This window comes from Phytomonospora sp. NPDC050363 (genome assembly GCF_040655735.1).
Taxonomy (GTDB): Bacteria; Actinomycetota; Actinomycetes; order Mycobacteriales; family Micromonosporaceae; genus Phytomonospora.
The window spans coordinates 190,063-208,655 of record NZ_JBFAKK010000007.1 but is presented as its reverse complement, the minus strand read 5'-3'; the positions used below and the strand labels follow the sequence as shown (position 1 = coordinate 208,655).

Below are 18,593 nucleotides of genomic sequence, written 5' to 3'. Positions count from 1 at the left end.
CCTGCACCTCACCCGCAGCCACCACCGAGGCCCCAACTTCGGCTGTCACCGCCAGCACGTCGCGGCTGCGGCTGACCACAGCTGCGTGGTCGGGCAACGGAAGCGGAAGGCCCGAGCGAGCCAGAAACCGGAGACGTGAACGGCCAGATCCAGACCCCCCACCCAGCTGAGCCTGAACCGGCACGTCTTCCGTCCCAGCGCGTTGTGCCCGCAGTTCGGGGCTGGGGCCGCGCCCCGCGAAGCCATATGGACGCAGTTCGAGCGAACTGCGCCAGGGGCCGCCGACGCGTCTTCCGCCACCACCGCGCCGTCCGTTCCGGCCGTGACGGACGGCGCGGCTGAGCAATGAGGACAGGGAGGCTGGGCCGAGCGGAGGTACGAGGCTGCGGCGGGAGGGAATGGCGACCCGCGCGCCAGTGCCGCGCTGGCCGCACGCCTGTGCTCGTCGCCCCTGCGTCACGCGGATACCAGTGGCCAATGCCACGGACACTCGTCCGACGCGGGTTCGGGCCGTGCGAGGCATACGTGTTTGCCGCTGTCTTTGCCGCCATGCTGCTGGCCGGGCGTCAGCCTCGCTTCGCCACCGCCACCGCCACCGCCACCGCCACCGCCACGCGCTGGGCCGGGCCGCCCCTTTGTGCCCCCGCTGCCTGCCGTCTGTGCCGCGCGCTCGTCTCACCTCTGGCCCGCGTGCTTGGAGCCGCAGCCCACCGCCAGCGTCACATCGCAAGACGCCGCAGACGTCGCTGGTCCACCGATCGGGCGACCATGGGCGGCAGGTGCCACACCAACGCACGGCCACGACAGCTGCCGCTCAGCGGTGCGCCCAGGTTCCGCCCAGCCATCCTCGAACGCGCGAGCGCAACGAGACGATCCGGGACCATCGTCTGCCGGCACCAGACCGGTGTGGTCGTTCCGTCGTGCACAAGACCGCCGCCGCACCATCCGGCGTTGACAGTCGGCGGTGGACGGTCCGGGGCGATCGGCTGGGACGCGAGAGCCGCCGTCCCACCCCACCCCGCAGGGACCGGCGAGGCGGGGCCGGCCCGCCGCATCCTCCCGCGCCAGCCCCACCCCGCCCCGCCGCGCGTCACACCGCCGCCACCGCCGGTTCGGCGTTGTCGTCGCGTTCGACTTCCGGCGGCAGCGCTTCTTCCTTGACGTTGCGCAGGAACGGCACGAACGTGGCCACGACGATCAGGGCGAACACCCCGAAGGTCACCCGCACACCTGCGTATTCGGCGAGGAGGCCTGCGGCGCCGGCTCCCAGCGGGAGGGTTCCCCAGCTGATGAGGCGGGCGGTGGCGGAGTAGCGGCCGTACATGTCCTGCGGGACAAGGCGATGGGTGATGGTGCGGCTGGTGACCGTCCACAATGTTCCGCCAAGGCCGCCGGCGAAGCCGGCGAGGCCGATGAGGATGGGGTGGGGGAAGAGGGCCGGGATGGCCATCATCACCAGGGTTCCGATGAGGTCGGCGAAGAGGGTGAGCCGGCGGCCGAGGAGGCGGTTGAGGGGCACGGCGAGGAAGACACCGAGGAGGCCGCCGGCGCCGATGCTGCTCAGTAGCAGGCCGTAGGCGATTCCACTGAGGTGGAGGTCGCGGGTCGCCAGGGTAGGAAGCAGTGCGAGCCAGCCGCTCCAGCAAATGATCAGCACGGAGATGGTCGCCGTCAACGTCCACAGGAGACGGTTGCGCCAGAGGAACTGCAGGCCTTCGCGGATGTCGCCGTTGATGGAGCGGCGGGGGGCGTCGGCGCTCGCGGCGGGGGCGGCGGTGGGGGCGACTTTGAAGGTGCCGACGAGGAAGAGGACCAGCAGGACCCCGACGACGTAGGCGGCGGCGGTGGCGCCCAGGGAGATCGCGGCGCCCAGGCCCACCAGCAGTCCGCCGACGGCGGGGCCGGCGAACTCGTTCGTCACCGTCTCGGCGCCGGCCACCCAGGCATTGGTCTTCGGGAGGCGGGCGCTGTCGACGGCCGAGGGGACGATCGCGTTCAGGGCCGTTGAGGCGATCACGTCGGTGACGCCGACGGTGAGGGCCGCGGCGTAGAGGACGGGCATGGTGAGGGTGTCGGTCGCCAGGGAGGCGAGCAGGCCCGCGACGGCGCCGAGTCGCAGAACATTGGCGATCGTCAGGAGGATGCGGCGGTCGACGCGGTCGACCAGCACGCCCACGTGCAGGGCCACGAGGAGCCAGGGAAGCGTCAGGGCGAACCCGACGGCGGCGACCTGCGCCGGGGAGCTCGTCAGAGCGACGGCCATCAGGGGAAGGGCAACGCGAAGGACACCGTCGGCGAGGTTCGTGACCGCGGTGAAGGCAACGAGGATCGGGGCGTTTCTCGAGGCCGTCGGCGTCTTCTGCGCCATCGTGGGGGTCATGGGGGGAACTCCAGTCACGCCATCTAAATCGTTAGGTGGTGTGATACTAACCGGCTATGTGATTAGATGGAAGCATGTTGGACCCATCGGTTTCAGCGAGCTTGATCCTCGACTTCGCCAACACCCTCGACGTCGAGGAGCGCACGGACGTCTTCTCCACTGTCGAGGGCATGGCCGGATGGCTCGAAACGCACGAACTGGGCGACACCGCCGAGACCGCCTTCGCCGACCTGCTGACCTTGCGGGCCGGCCTGCGCGCCCGCCTGCTGCTCGACAACGACGGTCAGGCGAATCCGGCCGAGATCGCCGCTGCCGAGGCAGTCCTCGCGAGGGCTCCGCTGACGGTCCGGATCGGCGGCGACCCGGAACCCGCCGACCCGCTGCGCGCCGAGGGCGCCGTCGCGAAGATCGCGGCGGCCTGGGCGATGACGGTGGCCTCGGGCGACTGGCGGCGGCTCAAACAGTGCCCCGACCACGAATGCGGCTGGGTGTTCTGGGACGCCACGCGCAGCCGGACACGTCGGTGGTGCAGCATGCGCGTCTGCGGCAATCGCGCGAAGGTTCGCGCGTACACGTCGCGGCATAGGACCGACGCATGAGAACAGCCCCACCCCCGCGGCAGTCGGGGGTGGGGCTGTGTCGCACGGATCTAGAGCTTCGCCAGCACGACGTCGGTGTAGGCGTCCTGGCCCGCGCGGGTCGGGTGGAACGACTCCACATTGGACCCGGGCACGTAGCCGAGGATGTACGGGTCGGCGCTGCACACCGCGTGGCCGATGAAGGCGTCGCGCGGGTCGGCGAACCCGAAGCCGTGAGCGGTCGCGACCGTCTTGGTCGTCTCCGCCAGGAGGTCGGCGGCCTCGTTGAGCGCGGTCTGCTCCTCGGGCGTGATGGCCAGGGACGCCGCGCAGGTGGCGCCGCTGAACAGGCGCGGGTTGCCGACGGCGACGATCGACGCCTGCGTGGCCCGCGCGCTGATCTCGCTGTAGAGGGCGTCGAGTCGGCCCGGGAGGACGTCGCGGATCTGCGCCTTGGCGCCCTCCACGACGCTCAGGCACAGGGCCGTGTCGGTTCCGGCGCAGGCGCCCAGGACCGTCGAGAAGCCGACGTCGTTACCGCCGACACCGACGGTGACGTGCTCGACGGCGCCGCTGAGGTGTGAGAGCTGGTTGGCCGAGACGTCGGCGGTCTTGGCGCCCGAACAGGCGTCGAACCACAGCGTTTCGCTCAGCTGCCAGGCGATCTGCTGGGAGTAGGCGTGCGCGGACCGGTAGCAGTCGTTGCCCGACTGGTAGTCGCCGGCTCCGACACCGGAGGCGTAGGAGTCGCCGAGCGCGGCGTACTGCAACGGCATGGCCTGCGCGGGGGTCGCGGCCAGCACCGATACCGAAGCGGCGACGGCCATTGTGGACAGTGCGGCAAGGGCGCGAAAGCGCATGTGGGGCTCCTTGTCGTTTCCCTGGTCGTACACGATGAAACGACGCTCGACCGTCCGAAGTGGACGATCGACCGTCGCTTGATCATCCTATGTCGACAGAGCCGATCCGCGCCTTAAGGGCGGATTAAGGAGCACAGACAGCGACCCCGCGACCGGAAACCTCACAATCCGGTGCGGGGCCGCCGCGACAGACCCAGGGAGGAGGGTCAATCAGCGAGGGTCACCGTGACGTCGTTCTGGCCCGTCGTCGCGGTGATCTCGGTCGAACCTTCACCGGCGCGGGCAAGCGCACGCAGCGTCCACGTGCCCGGCGCGGCGAAGAAGCGGAAGACGCCCTCCGGGGAGGTCACCACCTCGGCGGTGAACTCACCCGACGAGTCGAGCAGACGCACGTACGCGCCCGAGACCGCCGTACCGTCCACATTGACCACACCCGTGATCACGGTCTCCTTCTCCAGGTCGACCGACGCCGGAAGCGGAGCCGCCTGGTCCGGCGCGCCGCAGCCCGCCGCTACCTGCTGGTGCTGTGCGAGGGCGCTCATGCGTCCACCTCGACCTTCCCGGGCTCGTCGCCCAGCGCGATCGGCACGCCGACCAGCGAGCCGTACTCGGTCCAGGAACCGTCGTAGTTGCGGACCTGGGCGTGCCCGAGCAGCTCCCGCAGCACGAACCACGTGTGCGAGGAGCGCTCGCCGATACGGCAGTAGGCGATCGTCGACTTCGAGCCGTCGAGTCCGGCCTCCCCGTACAGGTCGCGCAGCTCGTCGTCCGACTTGAAAGTGCCGTCGGCGTTGGCGGCCTTCGACCACGGGACGCTCAGCGCGGTCGGGATGTGCCCCGCGCGCTGCGACTGCTCCTGCGGAAGGTGCGCCGGCGCCAGCAGGCGGCCGGAGTACTCGTCGGGGCTGCGGACGTCGACGAGGTTCTCCTCGCCGATCGCCTTCACCACGTCCTCACGGAACGCGCGGATGCTGTTGTCGGGGGACTTGGCCTCGTAGTTGGTCTCCGGGCGGGTCACGGCGTCGCCGGTCAGGGGGCGGTCGTCGAGCTCCCACTTCTTGCGGCCGCCGTCGAGCAGGCGCACGTCGAGGTGGCCGTAGAGCTTGAAGTACCAGTAGGCGTAGGCGGCGAACCAGTTGTTGTTGCCGCCGTAGAGGATCACGATGTCGTTGTTGCCGATGCCGCGCGATGAGAGCAGCGCGGAGAACTGCGCCCGGTTGACGAAGTCGCGGCGAACGGGGTCCTGCAGGTCGGTCTTCCAGTCGAGCTTGACCGCGCCCGGGATGTGGTTGCGGTCGTAGGCGGCGGTGTCTTCATCGACCTCGACGAAGACGATGCCGGGCGTGTTGAGGTTCTCCTCGGCCCATTGGGCGGAGACGAGCACGTTGTCGCGACTCATTGTGGTCCTTCGGTTGATGTTTTCGAATGACGAGGATCAACCGGGCGGGAACTGCGTGCGGGACACAGGACACCGGGTGCGCCGAATCGCGTGCGAGATTTCGCACGTACGGCGGAGCGCGGTGGGGTTTAAGAGCGCACGCAGAAGCGGCCGGTCAGCGGCCGGGGCGACAAAGGCAGGCGGCGATCTTGCAGTAATCGATCGCACGCCGCTTCGTCAGCAAGGGCGAAGGCGTACGCATGGCGCCGACGTTAGCACGCTGAGCAGCACTGGACCAGGGGCGTCTCGGTGGGTGGGGGCGCGGGTACTCGATACGGGAAGGTTGCGGGGGGTTTCGGGGTGTTGCGGGGGTGGGGTTCGGGGTGGGGGATGCGACCGGGCTGCACGCGGGGGCGTGGGCGCTCGGCGCGAAGGGCTGCGGCAGAGGGCAGGCGAGCGCCCCATGCCCCGCCTGCCCTGCGCCCCCTACCCCGCCTACCGCGCGCTCCGCAGCTCCCCCAGCCACTCCGTCACGTCGCGCGGCTCGCGCCCCAGCACGTCCCGCACCGTCGTCGTCAGCTCGGCGCCCCGGCTCTCCCGCAGTTCGGCGAGCATGGTCGCCATGAACGCGGCCTCCTCGTCGGACATGCCCTCCTTGAGCAGCCCCGCGACGTAGTCCTCCTCGCTGATGGCCTGGTAGCGGACGTCCTTGCCCGTGGCCTCGGCGTAGCCGTCGATCAGTTCGGTGAACGTCAGCGCCCTGGGTCCGGTCAGTTCGTAGAGTTTCCCCTGGTGCCCGTCCTCCAGCAGGACCGCGGCGACGACGTCGGCGATGTCGCGCGTGTCGATGAAGGGTTCGCGGCCCTGGCCGGTCGGCAGTGACAGGACACCGTCGGCGGCCAGCGGTTCGCTGAACATCCCCAGCTCGGTGACGTTCTGCGTGAACCACGCCGGGCGCAGGATGGTCCACTCGGCGCCGGAGTCGACGACGCCTTTCTCGCGGCCTTCGATGCCGGGCAGCTGGGTCGGGTGGGTGAGACGGGCCGAGAGGAACACCAGCCTGCGCACTCCGGCGGCGACGGCGCGCGCCGCGAACTCGCCGGGGAGGGTGGGGTGTTCGGTGGTCTCGACGATGTAGGCGCCGGTGACGCCTTCGAGGGCGGCGTCCCAGGTGGCCGGATCGGTCAGGTCGAAGCCGGTGGCACGGGAGGCGGGGCGCGCCTCGGCGCCGCGGGCGGTGAGGCTGGAAACCACGTGGCGGCCGGTCTTGCCGGTCGCGCCCAGAACGAGATAGGTCATGTAGAACATGGAACTCCATCACACTTGGACGGCCAATAGCCCCAAATCCAGGTTCGATGTGAGAGCGTCCAAGGGGTGGACGCTCTAGAGACAATCCTCTCCGACACCCGAGCCCGCGGGGCGGTCTTCTGCCAGTCGCTGGTCGACCCGCCGTGGGCCCTCCGCTTCGCCGACGGGAACGCGCTGACCGTCCTGGCCATGGCCCGGGGCGGCGGCTGGGTCGTCACCGGCGACACCGAGCCGCTGCGGCTGGGCCCCGGCGACGTGGCGATCGTGCGCGGCCCGGACCCGTACGTGGTCGCCGACTCGCCGGCCACCGACCCGCGCATCATCATCGAGTCGGCCGAGGTCTGCACCGACGAGTCGGGCGGCGACCTGCCCGAGATGATCTACATGGGGCCGCGCGTGTGGGGCGCGCGCGTCGACGCGGCCGACATCCTCCTCAGCGGCGGCTACCAGCTGCGCGACGATGTGTGCGACCGCCTGCTCGACACCCTCCCGCGTGTGCTGGTGGTCCCCGCCGACCCGTCGGGGGACCCGGTGATGTCGCTGGTGATGCGGGAGGTCGCCGTCGACCGCCCGGGCCAGCAGGCCGTCCTCGACCGCCTGCTCGACCTGCTGCTCGTCTCGACGCTGCGCACCTGGTTCGACAGCGCCGGCGCCGACGCGCCCGGGTGGTACCGCGCGTTCGGCGACCCGGTGGTCGGCGCGGCGCTGCGCCTCATCCACGACGATCCGGCGCGCGCGTGGACCGTCGCCGAACTCGGCGCGAAGGTCGGCGTGTCGCGGGCGGGCCTGGCCAAGCGCTTCAGCGACCTGGTCGGCGAGCCGCCGATGGCCTACCTGACGAGCTGGCGGGTGTGGCTGGCCGCCGAGAGGCTGCGCCGCAGCGATGACACCATCGGTGCCATCGCGCGGCGGGTCGGCTACAGCGACGGCTACGCCCTCTCGGCGGCCTTCACGCGCCTCAAGGGCGTGCGGCCGGGCGAGTTCCGCCGGGCTCAGACGAGCGGGACCTCGGAGGCCGAGGCGGACAGGACGACCGCGTCGGGCTCGACGCGCACGTCGGTCAGTTCGAGGTTGTAGGGCAGCGGCGGCAGCGGGATCTCCTTGCTGAGGCCGCCGGCGAACTCCTGGATGAGTCCTTCACCGCCGGGTGGGACCTGCACGCCGTCGGCGCTCATCTCGGAGATGGTGACGCGCACGGCGTTCTCGGCCATCTCGATGCTCGCCTTGCCCTGCACGGGGATCTGCGTGCCGAAGACGTCGAGGGTGGATTTGACGACGAGCTGCTCGCCCTCGGCGCTGAGCTCGACGGGCGTGTTGGTCTGCGCGAGGGTGTCGGAGATCGACTCGAAGGTGAGGCGCGCGTCGGCGGTCATGCGCTGCGCGACGACGGGCCCGGAACCGTTGAGGACGTCGGTCATCTCGGCGAGGACGTTGGCGGCGTGCACGTTGAGCTCGGGGAGGTTGACGCCCTGGGCGGTGATGTCGCGGAAGGCGATGTCGATCTGCTTGTACTCACCGCCGAAGACCTGCGTGATGAAGGGCCAGCCGCCCATGTCGACGTCCGGCTCGGTCGTCATCGTGACGCCCTGGTTGCCGGCCTCCTGAGCGATCAGTCCGGCGACCTTGTCCTCGGCGACCGACGCGGCGATGCGGTCGGTGAGGACGAGGAGTCCGCCGAGGACGATCACGATCACGAGGGTGACGCGCAGGCCTTTTCTCTTCCACCACGGCTTAGGCACGGTGCGAGCGCTCCTTGGGGGTAGCGGGAGGGGACTACATTCCGCGCGCCAGGTACAGCACGCCGATCAGGTAGGCCATCGGCGCCGCGAGGGCGAAGGCCAGCAGCGGGCCGAGGGCGTGTCGTACGGGCCATGGTGCCACGGGCTCGCCAGCGAGGCGACGGGCGACGTTGGAGTAGGTCACGCCGAGGTCGGCGAGCACGGCGGTGACCGCGACGATCAGGCCGGCGACGGCGGCGCGGGTCGGGGAGGGCCCGACGAGCAGGACGCCGGAGTAGGCGCTGACGGCGGTGCCGACCATGGCGCCGAGGACGATGCCGAAGGCGCCACGGGCGACGTGGGGGGCGATGCGCGGCAGGGGGAGCGTCGCGTCGGACATGCGGGCGACGATGACGGCGGTGCCGGCGGCGAGGAGGCAGCCGTCGAGGATCTGGGTGCCGCCGTTGTGGCGGGTCAGGGCGATGGGCATGGCGAGGGCGACGACGCCGAGGGAGACGGTGAGGGACACCGCGAAGGAATCGGTGAGGCGTTCGCGGCCGTCGCGGCGCAGGAGCTGGCCGAGGACGGTGAGGCCGAAGGCGCCGGCGGTGATGTAGGCGAGGGGCGCCAGCGACAGGGGCCGGTGGTAGACGGCGAGGATGTCGGCTCCGGCGGCGGTGATGAGGCCGGTGGACAGGGCGATCCAGGGGGCGCTGGGCCGGGCGGTCCAGACGAGGCAGACGACGAGCGCGGCCTGGACGGCGAAGGTGATCAGCCCGAAGAACTGGTGCGACATCTGCGCGCCGACGACGAGGGACGCGGTGAGCAGCCCGGCCCAGGCGGCCACGGCGACGCACACGAGGCGTCGCACGGGTGGCGCGATGGGTACGCGCGGGACGTCGTCGTCGGTCGGGGCGAGCGGGTTCGACACGCAGGTGATGGTGTCACGTCCGGGATGCCGATGGTGTGGCGGTCGGCACGCACTGGCGTGGCCCGGCGGGGTTGCGGTTCGCGGTGTCGTGTGTTTCGGTTTTCGGTCGGTGGGGCCGCTCGTCGGGCGGTGCGCGTAACAAGCCCGCAACAAAGCTGTTACCGCGAGTCATCTGTGCATCTTGAGCGTGACCGAACTCCATGGTTATGATTCGGTGAACGCCCCCCGCCCGCCATTGACGCCGGGTTGTGACAGGTACGCCATTTCGGCGGGAGGACGCACGGCATGGACATTTTGATCCTGACCTCGGCTGAGGGGAACGGCGCCCAGGTTCTTCCGGCGCTCGACCTTCTCCCCCACAAGCTGCGCGCCGCCGACCGCGACGTTCGCGCCCTCCTGGCCGGCCCCAGCCCCGATGTCGTGCTCGTCGACGGGCGCCGGGATCTCGCCGACGCCCGCGCGACCTGCCGGCTGCTGCGCACGACCGGTCTGAACGTTCCGCTGCTGGTCGTGCTGAGCGAGTCCGGGCTGATCGCGGTGAACCCCGACTGGGGCTTCGACGACCTGATCCTCACCACCGCCGGGCCCGCCGAGGTCGAGGCGCGGTTGCGGCTGGCGGGCGGGCGGCTTGAGTCGGAGGGCGCCGGTGCCGGGGGGAACCTCGTGCGCGCCGGGGACCTCACCATCGACCCCGACACCTACGCCGCGCGCCTCAAGGGCCGCCCTCTCGACTTGACCTACAAGGAGTTCGAGCTGCTGCGCTTCCTCGCGCAGCACCCCGGGCGGGTCTTCACGCGCGACCAGTTGCTGCGCGAGGTGTGGGGCTACGACTACTTCGGCGGGACGCGGACCGTCGACGTGCACGTGCGGCGGTTGCGGGCGAAGCTCGGCAGCGAGTACGAGGCGCTGATCGGGACGGTGCGGCAGGTCGGGTACAAGTTCGTGTCGCCGCCCCCGCGGGCGCTGCCGGACCACGACTTGGTGCCGATCGCGTAGGGGGTTCCAGCGCCCCCGATATCCTCTCTCCGGTGACCGAGCCCCCGGAAGTTCACCGAAGCCCGCGTCGACTGGAGCGCCGTCGACCTGCCCGCTCTCACGGGTGAGCCGCTCGCGCCCGGCCGGCCGGTGCGCGTCAACGGCGAGTTCCTCTCCTACGGCCGCAACGACTACGACGACGAGGTCTGAGCCGCGTACTGCACGTCGGTCGACCAGCGGGTGAAGCCGGTCTTCTCGTAGAGCCGCACGGCCTTCTGGTTGGACTCGTCGACGTAGAGCAGCACCGCGTCGAGGCCGAGGCCCTTGAGGTAGGCGAGGCCGACGTCGGTGAGGACGCCGCCGAGGCCGATGCCCTGCGCGGAGGGGTCGACGCCGAGGACGTAGACCTCCCCGACGGGACGCTCGCCGGGGTGGACCTTGGTCCAGTGGAAGCCGATGACCTCGCCGTCGCGTTCGGCGAGGAACAGCCCCGCCGGGTCGAACCAGGGTTCGGCGAGGCGCTGGTCGAGGTCGCGGCGGGTCATGGCGCCCTGCTCGGGGTGCCAGGCGAAGGCCCGGGCGTTGACGTCGAGCCAGGCTCGTTCGTCGCGGCCGGCCTCGAAGGTGCGGATCGTCACACCCTCGGGCGGGCGGGGTGCGTCCACTGTGTCCAGTCGCCGCCGCATCCGGTAGAGCAGCCTGGCCGCGACCAGCCCGTAGCGCTGGGCGAGGGCCCCGGCGGAGGGGTGGTCGCCGTGCGCCCAGAGCCGGATCGGTGCGGCCGCAACGACTTCCGACACCAGTGCGCCACCGATCCCTTGCGCTCGGTGCGTGGGGTGGACGCAGAGTTCACTCATCCCTGGCGTATTGTCATCACCGGATTCGAGGTACGCGTACCCGACCAGTTCACCACCGTCGCGCACCAGCAGGTGCGAGACCCCGCCGCCGTCATCCTGGTGGCGCAGCGCGAGCCGGACGTGCTCGGCCAGCGGCGCCGTCCCGTCGGCGCGGGAGCACAGGTCGGCCAGGGCCAGGGCCTCGGCGACCTCGGTGGGGCTGAGTCGGTCTCGTCGTTCCACGTTTCCACCGTACGCGCGTTGATCTTCGGATGTCCGCGGAGTGAGAGCCGGGAAAATTGTGTGCAACCTCGGTGAGCGCTCGCGCGTCCTTTACTTGTATGAGTCGTGATCGGCCCCGGGGGGATCGGAGCCGATCGCCTGAGCCACCGAGCGTGGCTCTTGGAACGGGCGGGCACCGTGCCGGGGTGCCCGCCCGTTCTCGCACCCGAAATCACTGAAAGCCTCGCCGCGGCCCCTCCGCCGCCGAGCGTTTCGGGTCCTTCCGCCGAGAACACCGCACATCCACTCCGCCGAAACCCGATCGTTACCGGAAAGCCGCACCGCCGCGCCCGTTGGGGGATTGCCCGGGCGCGCGCGGTCACGCGACGATTGCGCAAAGGTCGATAGCGGCGGAGGGCTGTGAGACATGGGCGCCTACGAGGAGTTCCTGGCCTTCGTGCACACGCGGATCTACGATCTTCGCCGCGAGGCCCATCAGGTCACCGGCGACGACCGGCTCACCGACATCCTGCTCGTCCGCTCGCTGGCGAAGGTCGCGCGGGCGTGGCCGGCGCAGCCCGACGAGGAGTTCGAGCCCGAGCGGCTGGCCTACGACGCCATGGCCCGCGACGCCGGGATGGTCCTGCGCGACGCCGACGACGCCGACGACGAGATCGCCGTTGACGGCGCCGAGTACGACGAGGGTCCGCACCGCCCGGGCACCGCACTGGCCGTCGCCGACGCGGCCTGGGCGTACAGCAGGTCCGTGCGCCGCAAGCGCTGGCGGGTCGTCGCGGTGATCGCCTTGGTCGCCGCGATCCTGCTGGGCGGCTACTTCTACTCGACGCGCGTCGCCGACCGCGCCGATCCCGAACCCGGGACGGTCGACTCCCCCGACCGGGTCTCCTTCCTCCTCGACGGCGTCGACCTGCTGCCCAACGCGGTGACCCTCCCGAAGGCCCCGGCGTGGGTGCGGGATTCGCCGGCGATCCCGGCCCTGCCCGCGGAGATCTCGCTGGACGGCAACGCGCCCGCCGTGTCGGCCGACCCTCCCGACCGCATCACCGCCGCCGTGCAGGGCGGGCCGTCCACGCCGGTGTTCCTCCTCGACAGCCAGGGCCTGCCGCACCGGCTCGACACCGTCACTCTGCTGGCGAACACCGGCGAACACATGGAAGGCGCGCTGTCCCGGCGATCGGTCTCACCCGACGGGACGAAGGTCGCGCTCGCGCAGCCGGGCAAAGTCGTCGTCGTCTCGCTCGACGGGGAGACGCGCGACTACGAACTCCCGCAGAACTCCGGGGGCGCCGGCGACGCGATCGTCGACATCGCCTGGTACGTCGACGAGTCGGCGCTGCTGGTCACCCAGGCCAGTGCGACGGCGTTGCTCGACACCGCCTCGGGAACCTGGACGCCGCTACCGTTCCACGGCGTCGACGCGATCGTTCCGGCGACGTGGGGCGACGTGCTGGTCCTCAAGCCCGGCCCGCTGTCGCCCAGCGGCGCCTTCCTCACCGCCGTCCACTACGACCTGCCCGGGCCCACGGCCGAGGCGCACTGGGTGTCGGAGACGATCCTGGCGCCCGGCGCCTCCTGGATCGGCCAGTTCACCTCGCCGGGCGAGTCACCCACCGGCCGCTCGCTGGTCGCCCGGACCTGCCTGCCGAAGGACGCCGTCTTCGAGATGCCGAGCGGCTACGGGCACGCCGTCGACTGCGTCGCCGTGCTGGATCCGGAGAAGGGGACGCTGGAGCGCGCGCTGATCCGCGACTCCAGTCACGAGACCGGTTCCCGCTTCGGTTTCCTCGGCTGGCTCGACGAGGCGACGCTGCTGCTGTCGGTCCAGGACGTCGAGGGCGGCCGGACCCTGCTGGTCGCCTGGGACCGGTTCACCGCCGCGCTGTCGATCGTCTCGGCCGTCGACGCTCCCGCGATGGTCGCGCTGGCACCCGGGACACCTCGCGGCTGAGGGCGCTTGCGGCCGAAGGCGACGACCAGGACGACCGTGCACAGCGCCGAACCGGCGAGCATCACCGGCCGCGTCGACCACCAGGACGCGTCGGCGACGGTGTCGACGAGCGCGACGCCGGTGAGCCGGTGGAGGCCGTAGACGAACAGCGCCGCACCGGTGGTGTGGAAGAGGAACACCGGCAGCGCGTACCGGTTGGCGGCGTCGACCGCGCGGGCCGCGCGGGGACGCGAGAGCAGCCGGTCGGCGGCCGGCCGCATCAGGGCCATGAGCCCGATCTGGAGGATCAGCAGCGCCAGGATCGCCACCGTCGGCGGGGTCATGTTGGAGAAGGCGCGGCCGGGCACACCGACCATCGCGCCGGGGTAGCCCAGACCGGCGACCAGGTAGGAGAGCAGACCCAGACCCGTTGCGACGCAGATGATCGCGGCCTTGCGCGGCATGTCCCGCCAGCGCTCGTGGGACAGCCCGGCCTGGTGCGCCGCGCCCCAGACGAGCACGAGGTTGGCCCAGCCGATGTTCGGCACGTCGAACCCGAAGCGGGCCACGTCGACGACGACGGCCGCGCCGCCCAGGATCGGCAGCGCCCACAGGCCCGCCCTGCGGTGCAGCCACAGGGCGGCCGGGAGCAGGGCGACGAGCATCGCGTAGACGCCGAGGAACCACAGAGGGCTCAGGATGAGCTTGACGGCCCTGCCGACGGCCTCGCCGTCGTACACCGTCGACAGGCCCAGGCCCGCCGCGGCCCAGACCGCTCCGAGCACGGCGGCGGGGATGAGCAGGCCGCGCAGCCGGGTGAGGGTGAAGCGGCCGATCCCGCCCCGGAACGCGCGCGACGAGCGAAGGTGGGCGTAGCCGCCGATGTAGAAGAACAGCGGCATGACCTGGAGCAGCCAGGTCACGATCCACAGGCCCGGCACGAACTCCAGCGGGCTGGTGGTGCGCGGCCCCGCGTCGGTCCACTTCAGGACCGTGAAGGCCAGGTGGGACAGCACGACGACGGTCAGCGAGCCGACGCGCAGCAGGTCGAGGTAGCGGTCGCGTCCGGTGTTCACGCCGCGCTCCTGGTGGACTCGATGATGGCGGTCAGGCCGCGCAGAACCGTCGCCCCGGGCACGAAGTAGCCGTCGTGGCCGCTGTTGCCGGTGGCGTCCAGGCGCAGGGCACCGAACTCGGCGTCGGCGGGGTCCTCGCCGTGTCCGAGGCCGAGGACGCGCAGGTCGGGGACGTTGGTGATGGGATCGTCGGCGGCGAGTCCGGCCCACACGCGGGCGTTCGTGCCGAGCTCGGCGGCGGTGTCGACGTCCATGCCGGGGCTGCCCAGCGCGACCAGATCGGTGACCTGGGCGGGAAAAGCGGGGGCGGCGTAGGCCGCGACGGTGGAGCCGTAGCTGTGCCCGATGACCGTGACCGTCGCTTGTGGACTGGCGAGCGCGAGGCCGTCGAGGAGTCCGGCGAGGCTCTCGCCGCCGCTCTCGGCGCGGTCGGAGCGGATCAGCGACATGGTGCTCAGGCCGCCGTTCTCGGGCGCGTCGTAGCCGAGCCAGGCGATGACGGCGAGCCGGTCGTCGCCGGCGGCCTCGAAGACCTGCCGGGCCTGCCACAGCGGGGATCGCTCCTGCCTGCCGCCGAGGCCGGTGTGGAAGTTCCCCAAGGTCGTGTCGACGCCCGGGACGATCACGGCGACGCGTTCGGCGGTGGCCAGATCGCCGACCACCTCGGCGATGCGGCCGTCGCCGGTCGGGTCGTAGGCGAGCAGTTGCCGACCGGGGAGCCCGGCGGTGCGCTCGTTGGCCTCGTAGCGCAGGGCGAGGGGCGCTCCGTCGAGGTTGCCGACGACGCCGGGGTGGCGGCGGGCGAGGTCGGAGGCGGTCTCGGGGGCGAGCGCGGCGAAGAAGGCGGCGACATCGGCGGGTGAGGCCGACGCCGGGTCGGGGAGCGGGTGTCCGTCCACTGTGTCGGCGAGCCAGGCGGCGGTGCCGGGCGGCTCGTAGGCGGCGGCGCTGCCGGGCCACAGGCCGACGGCGAGGAGTCCCAGGGCGATGCGGGCGAGGAGGCGTCGGGTCATGGTGGCCACGATCCGGTCGCGGCACGCCTGCGGGCGTCACCCGGCGGAGCCAAAACGGCCCCCTACCGGGGTAGGGGGCCGTGGCGCGCGGGTGCTACTTGACGATGACCGGTGGCATCGACAGGGCGAGGTCGACCATGTCGTCGGCGGTCAGGCCGGGGCCGGGGCCGGTGCCCTGGCCGGTGCCCTGGCCGGGGTTGGTGCCGGTGTTCTGGTGTCCCACGATGGGTTCCGCGTTGACCACGACGGCGTTGCCGTCGGGTAGGTAGACGAGCGCGGTGACGATCTTCTGCGTCGAGTCGCCGTCGGCGTCGAGTACGCACTCGACGGTGAGGATCCGCTCCCCGCCGGGGCCGGTGCGCTCGTCGCAGGTGAAGTCGGCGAGTTGCCCCTCGTGGGTCTGGGAGTCGTAGCGGTAGTCCTCGCAACCGGCGACCAGGTAGCGCGGATCGGGTTTGAGGGGCAGGACTCCGTCGATGCTTCCGGCTCCTTGGAGATAGGAGTCCTTGGGGTAGAGCGTCAGGAAGATCGCACTGTCGTCGGGGACTCCGTCGACGACCCAGCGCAAGCGCTTGGAGGAGTCGCCGAAGACGTAGACCGGCCGCGAGAAGGCGGCGGGTTCGCCGGCGGCGTCACCGACCAGGAAGACGTTGGACCGTCCCACGGGCGGAAGGTTGTCACGGGTGATCTGGACGTCGGCGTCTCCCGCGTCGTCGTGCCGATACAGGCTCACGTCGCCTCGCGCCGCGATCCATTCCCACAGCGCGTCGGTCAGCACCTCGGTCTCCGGTGTCCCGGTTCCCGAACTGGCCGCGGTCCAGGAGTACCCCTCGTTCCAGTCGAGGTCGGGCAGCGGGAAGGACGGCTGCTCCTCGACCTGCGGCGCGGCATCGGCGGAGACGGACGGCTCGGGCGAGGCGCCGGTGGCGACGCCGCCGGTCGCGGGCTGGAACACGAGGATGCCCGCGGCCAGCGCGGCCACGCCCGTGACGAGCGCTCCCCCGATGCCGAGCCTGCGGCCGAGGACCCGTTTGCGTCCCGCCGTGACGATCCCGTCGGCGGTGAGCGCCGACGGGGGGATCTCGCCCTCCAGTTCACGGGACACCACCGAACGGATGTCGTTTGTCATGATGATGCTCCTTGGATGTCTTCGAGGGCCGAGTCCGTCATCAGACCGCGCAGGGTGGCAAGACCCCGCATGGTCAGGTTCTTGACGGCACCGGTCGAGCAGCCCATGATCTGCGCGGTCTGCTCGACCGGTAGGTCCTCCCAGAAACGAAGGACGATCGCGGCGCGCTGGCGTTTCGGCAGTCGCTGAAGGGCTTCGGTGAGCATCAGGCGCTCGTCGGCCCGCCGCGCGTCGACGACGGTGCCTTTGGGCACCGCGCTCTCGCCGCCGATCTTCACGCGCCGAAACCAGGCGAGCCGGTGCTCGTCGATGAGGACGTTGACGATGATGCGCCGGACGTAGGCCTCCACCGAGATCTTCTTCGCCCGGCTCCAGGCCCCGTACAGGCGGATCAGCGCCGTCTGCACGGCGTCTTCCGCGCGATGCCAGTCCCCGCAGCACAAGTACGCGAAGACTCGCAGGGCCTCGGTGCGCCCGGCGACGAACTCCCGGAAGTCGGCTTCCCGTTCGGCTCTCATGAATCTCCGCTCATCGGCCGCGATTGTCGTGGATCTGTACGAGATCCCCGGGGGCCGAGGTCACGGCAACAACCCGGGTTTCTCTCCCGGGCGCCGGCGGGCGGGCTCAGACGATGATGACCGGTGGCAGGGCGAGGGCGAGGGAGGTGAGCTGCTCGGCGGTGAAGCCCGCCGCGGGATGTTCGACCACGAGTTCGCCGTTCTCGTCGTGGGAGTCGGGCGACCAGTCGCTGATCACGATGGCGTTGCCGTCGGGTGTGTAGACGACGCTCGTGCGCACCTCTTCGCGGGCCGGTCCGGGCTCGCCGGTGACGGCGAGGACCTCGAAGACCCTCGCGCCGTTGCCCGCCACGTACTCCTCGCAGACGTTGAGCTCGGCCAGGTCGCCGCTCGCCTCGCCGCAGCCCGGGGCGAGGTAGCGCCAGTGCGGGCTCAGCGGATCGTCGACCACGGACCGTCCTCCTTGTGTGAAGGACCCTCTCGGGTAGTAGGTCAAGAACACGTCGTCGGGCCGTGCCACGCCTTCGAAGCGCACGCCGAGCTGCTGCTTGTAGATCGGGCGGGAACCCAGCGGTGACAGCCCGCCGCTGGAGGCCTCGCCGAGCTCCTGTGTCCTGCGCTCGACCGGGGGGAAGGTCCACCAGTCCACCGGCTCATAGCCGCCGTCCGTCGTGGGCCGGCTCAGCTCGATGCCCTCCACGCTGCCGAGAAGGTCCCACCAGCCCTGGGTCAGCATCGCCGTCTGCGCCGTCACGCTCGGCCCGGAGTACGGGATCCAGCGAAGATCGGCGCCCTCGGGCGGGACCTCCAGCACGATCTCGGGTTGCCCGCCGTTCAGTTCGTCCGGCCGGGGGGCCGGCATGATCGTCGACGGGCTCGTGCTCGGTGAGGCCGCGTCGCCTCCGCCGACTGGCAGGCCGAGCCACAGCGGTGCCTTGACGACGAAAACGGCCCCCATGACCAGTGCCAGCAAGCACGCGACCATACCCGCCGAGCGCCTGCGCCACATGCGCCTGCGGCCGCGTGCGGCGAGTTCGGCCGCCGTGAACGCGGCCGGGGGCCGGATCGCGGCGAGTTCCCGATCGACGCGGCCGCTGAATTCGTCGGTCACCGCGAGGCTCCCTCTAGTTCGGCGAGAGCGCTTTCGGACAGCAGGCCGCGCAGGGCGGCCAGGCCGCGCATGGTCAGGTTCTTCACCGCTCCGTGGGAGCAGTCCATGATCTCGGCGGTCTGCTCGACCGACTGGTCCTCCCAGAAGCGCAGGACGACGACGGCCCGCTGCCGCTGCGGGAGCTTCAGTAAGGCCTCGACCAGGACGACGCGTTCCTCGGTGTGGTCGTGCACGGCGGCGGCGGGCGTCTCAGGCGTGTTGTGGTCGCCGACGCGGACGCGGCGAAACCAGGCGAGGCGGTGCTCGTCGATGAGGACGTTGACGATGATCTTTCGTACGTACGGGTCCAGCGAGGCCCGTTTCGCGCGGTTCCAGGCTCCGTAGAGGCGGATCAGCGCCGACTGCACGGCGTCCTCCGCCCGATGCCAGTCCCCGCAGCACAAGTAGGCGAAGCCCCGCAGGCGTTCGGACCGCTCCACGACGAATCGCCGAAATTCCGCGTCACGCCGTTCATCCATGAAACCCCCGTCTCCGCAGACCACCGGTCGAAGGTTGTACGGCCGCGGGACCTGTTTCGGTCACGCCGGTGGGCTGCTTCCCTTGACAGGCTAG

Annotated in this window: 17 protein-coding genes; 3 read left to right on the top strand and 14 right to left on the bottom strand. The window is 71.1% G+C overall.

Annotated features, from left to right (window positions below; translation table 11 throughout):
* Window positions 1–1,090 precede the first annotated feature (1,090 nt).
* Window positions 1,091–2,380 (bottom strand): MFS transporter, encoded by a 1,290-nt coding sequence (locus tag AB0I28_RS20680; RefSeq protein WP_357495543.1) that lies wholly within the window; start codon window positions 2,378–2,380, stop codon window positions 1,091–1,093.
* 74 nt (window positions 2,381–2,454) lie between these two features.
* Here AB0I28_RS20680 and AB0I28_RS20675 point away from each other — a divergent pair, with 74 nt between their 5' ends.
* Window positions 2,455–2,979, top strand: a complete 525-nt coding sequence (locus tag AB0I28_RS20675; RefSeq protein ID WP_357495541.1) for a CGNR zinc finger domain-containing protein — start codon at window positions 2,455–2,457, stop codon at window positions 2,977–2,979.
* Between the two features lie 50 nt (window positions 2,980–3,029).
* Here AB0I28_RS20675 and AB0I28_RS20670 read toward each other — a convergent pair whose 3' ends face one another.
* From AB0I28_RS20670 to AB0I28_RS20655, 4 genes are all read right to left on the bottom strand, one after another.
* Entirely contained in the window at window positions 3,030–3,818 is a 789-nt protein-coding gene (locus tag AB0I28_RS20670; protein ID WP_357495539.1) for an SGNH/GDSL hydrolase family protein, read from the bottom strand.
* A gap of 206 nt (window positions 3,819–4,024) precedes the next feature.
* Complete coding sequence (locus AB0I28_RS20665) at window positions 4,025–4,360, bottom strand: DUF1416 domain-containing protein (RefSeq protein ID WP_357495537.1); 336 nt, start codon at window positions 4,358–4,360, stop codon at window positions 4,025–4,027.
* Window positions 4,357–5,217, bottom strand: a complete 861-nt coding sequence (locus AB0I28_RS20660) for a sulfurtransferase (protein WP_357495535.1) — start codon at window positions 5,215–5,217, stop codon at window positions 4,357–4,359. Before AB0I28_RS20660 ends, AB0I28_RS20665 begins: the two co-directional genes overlap by 4 nt.
* A gap of 474 nt (window positions 5,218–5,691) precedes the next feature.
* On the bottom strand, window positions 5,692–6,495 hold the full coding sequence (locus tag AB0I28_RS20655; protein WP_357495533.1) for an NmrA family NAD(P)-binding protein: 804 nt from the start codon (window positions 6,493–6,495) through the stop codon (window positions 5,692–5,694).
* 75 nt (window positions 6,496–6,570) lie between these two features.
* Between AB0I28_RS20655 and AB0I28_RS20650 the strand changes: the two genes are divergently transcribed.
* On the top strand, window positions 6,571–7,581 hold the full coding sequence (locus tag AB0I28_RS20650) for an AraC family transcriptional regulator (RefSeq protein ID WP_357495531.1): 1,011 nt from the start codon (window positions 6,571–6,573) through the stop codon (window positions 7,579–7,581).
* Here the strand turns inward: AB0I28_RS20650 and AB0I28_RS20645 are convergent.
* Both AB0I28_RS20645 and AB0I28_RS20640 read right to left on the bottom strand, forming a co-directional pair.
* Window positions 7,497–8,243 (bottom strand): DUF2993 domain-containing protein, encoded by a 747-nt coding sequence (locus tag AB0I28_RS20645; RefSeq protein WP_357495529.1) that lies wholly within the window; start codon window positions 8,241–8,243, stop codon window positions 7,497–7,499. The two genes, AB0I28_RS20650 and AB0I28_RS20645, sit on opposite strands and share 85 nt — an antisense overlap.
* A gap of 34 nt (window positions 8,244–8,277) precedes the next feature.
* Window positions 8,278–9,153, bottom strand: coding sequence for a hypothetical protein (locus tag AB0I28_RS20640; RefSeq protein ID WP_357495527.1), 876 nt, complete (start codon window positions 9,151–9,153; stop codon window positions 8,278–8,280).
* 285 nt (window positions 9,154–9,438) lie between these two features.
* Between AB0I28_RS20640 and AB0I28_RS20635 the strand changes: the two genes are divergently transcribed.
* On the top strand, window positions 9,439–10,149 hold the full coding sequence (locus AB0I28_RS20635; RefSeq protein ID WP_184791806.1) for a response regulator transcription factor: 711 nt from the start codon (window positions 9,439–9,441) through the stop codon (window positions 10,147–10,149).
* A gap of 170 nt (window positions 10,150–10,319) precedes the next feature.
* Here the strand turns inward: AB0I28_RS20635 and mshD are convergent, their stop codons facing one another.
* The 7 genes from mshD to AB0I28_RS20600 form a co-directional block, all read right to left on the bottom strand.
* On the bottom strand, window positions 10,320–11,207 hold the full coding sequence (mshD, locus tag AB0I28_RS20630) for a mycothiol synthase (RefSeq protein WP_357495524.1): 888 nt from the start codon (window positions 11,205–11,207) through the stop codon (window positions 10,320–10,322).
* Window positions 11,208–12,962: 1,755 nt separating this feature from the next.
* Window positions 12,963–14,210 (bottom strand): acyltransferase, encoded by a 1,248-nt coding sequence (locus tag AB0I28_RS20625; RefSeq protein ID WP_357495523.1) that lies wholly within the window; start codon window positions 14,208–14,210, stop codon window positions 12,963–12,965.
* Entirely contained in the window at window positions 14,207–15,223 is a 1,017-nt protein-coding gene (locus tag AB0I28_RS20620) for an alpha/beta fold hydrolase (protein WP_357495521.1), read from the bottom strand. The genes AB0I28_RS20625 and AB0I28_RS20620 overlap by 4 nt, the downstream gene beginning before the upstream one ends.
* Before the next feature lie 94 nt (window positions 15,224–15,317).
* Window positions 15,318–16,352: a hypothetical protein gene (locus AB0I28_RS20615; RefSeq protein WP_357495519.1), complete on the bottom strand. Its 1,035-nt coding sequence runs from the start codon at window positions 16,350–16,352 to the stop codon at window positions 15,318–15,320.
* Window positions 16,349–16,870 (bottom strand): SigE family RNA polymerase sigma factor, encoded by a 522-nt coding sequence (locus tag AB0I28_RS20610; RefSeq protein WP_357495517.1) that lies wholly within the window; start codon window positions 16,868–16,870, stop codon window positions 16,349–16,351. Before AB0I28_RS20610 ends, AB0I28_RS20615 begins: the two co-directional genes overlap by 4 nt.
* A 106-nt stretch (window positions 16,871–16,976) precedes the next feature.
* Complete coding sequence (locus tag AB0I28_RS20605; protein ID WP_357495515.1) at window positions 16,977–17,981, bottom strand: hypothetical protein; 1,005 nt, start codon at window positions 17,979–17,981, stop codon at window positions 16,977–16,979.
* Entirely contained in the window at window positions 17,978–18,499 is a 522-nt protein-coding gene (locus AB0I28_RS20600) for a SigE family RNA polymerase sigma factor (RefSeq protein ID WP_357495513.1), read from the bottom strand. Before AB0I28_RS20600 ends, AB0I28_RS20605 begins: the two co-directional genes overlap by 4 nt.
* Window positions 18,500–18,593 lie beyond the last annotated feature (94 nt).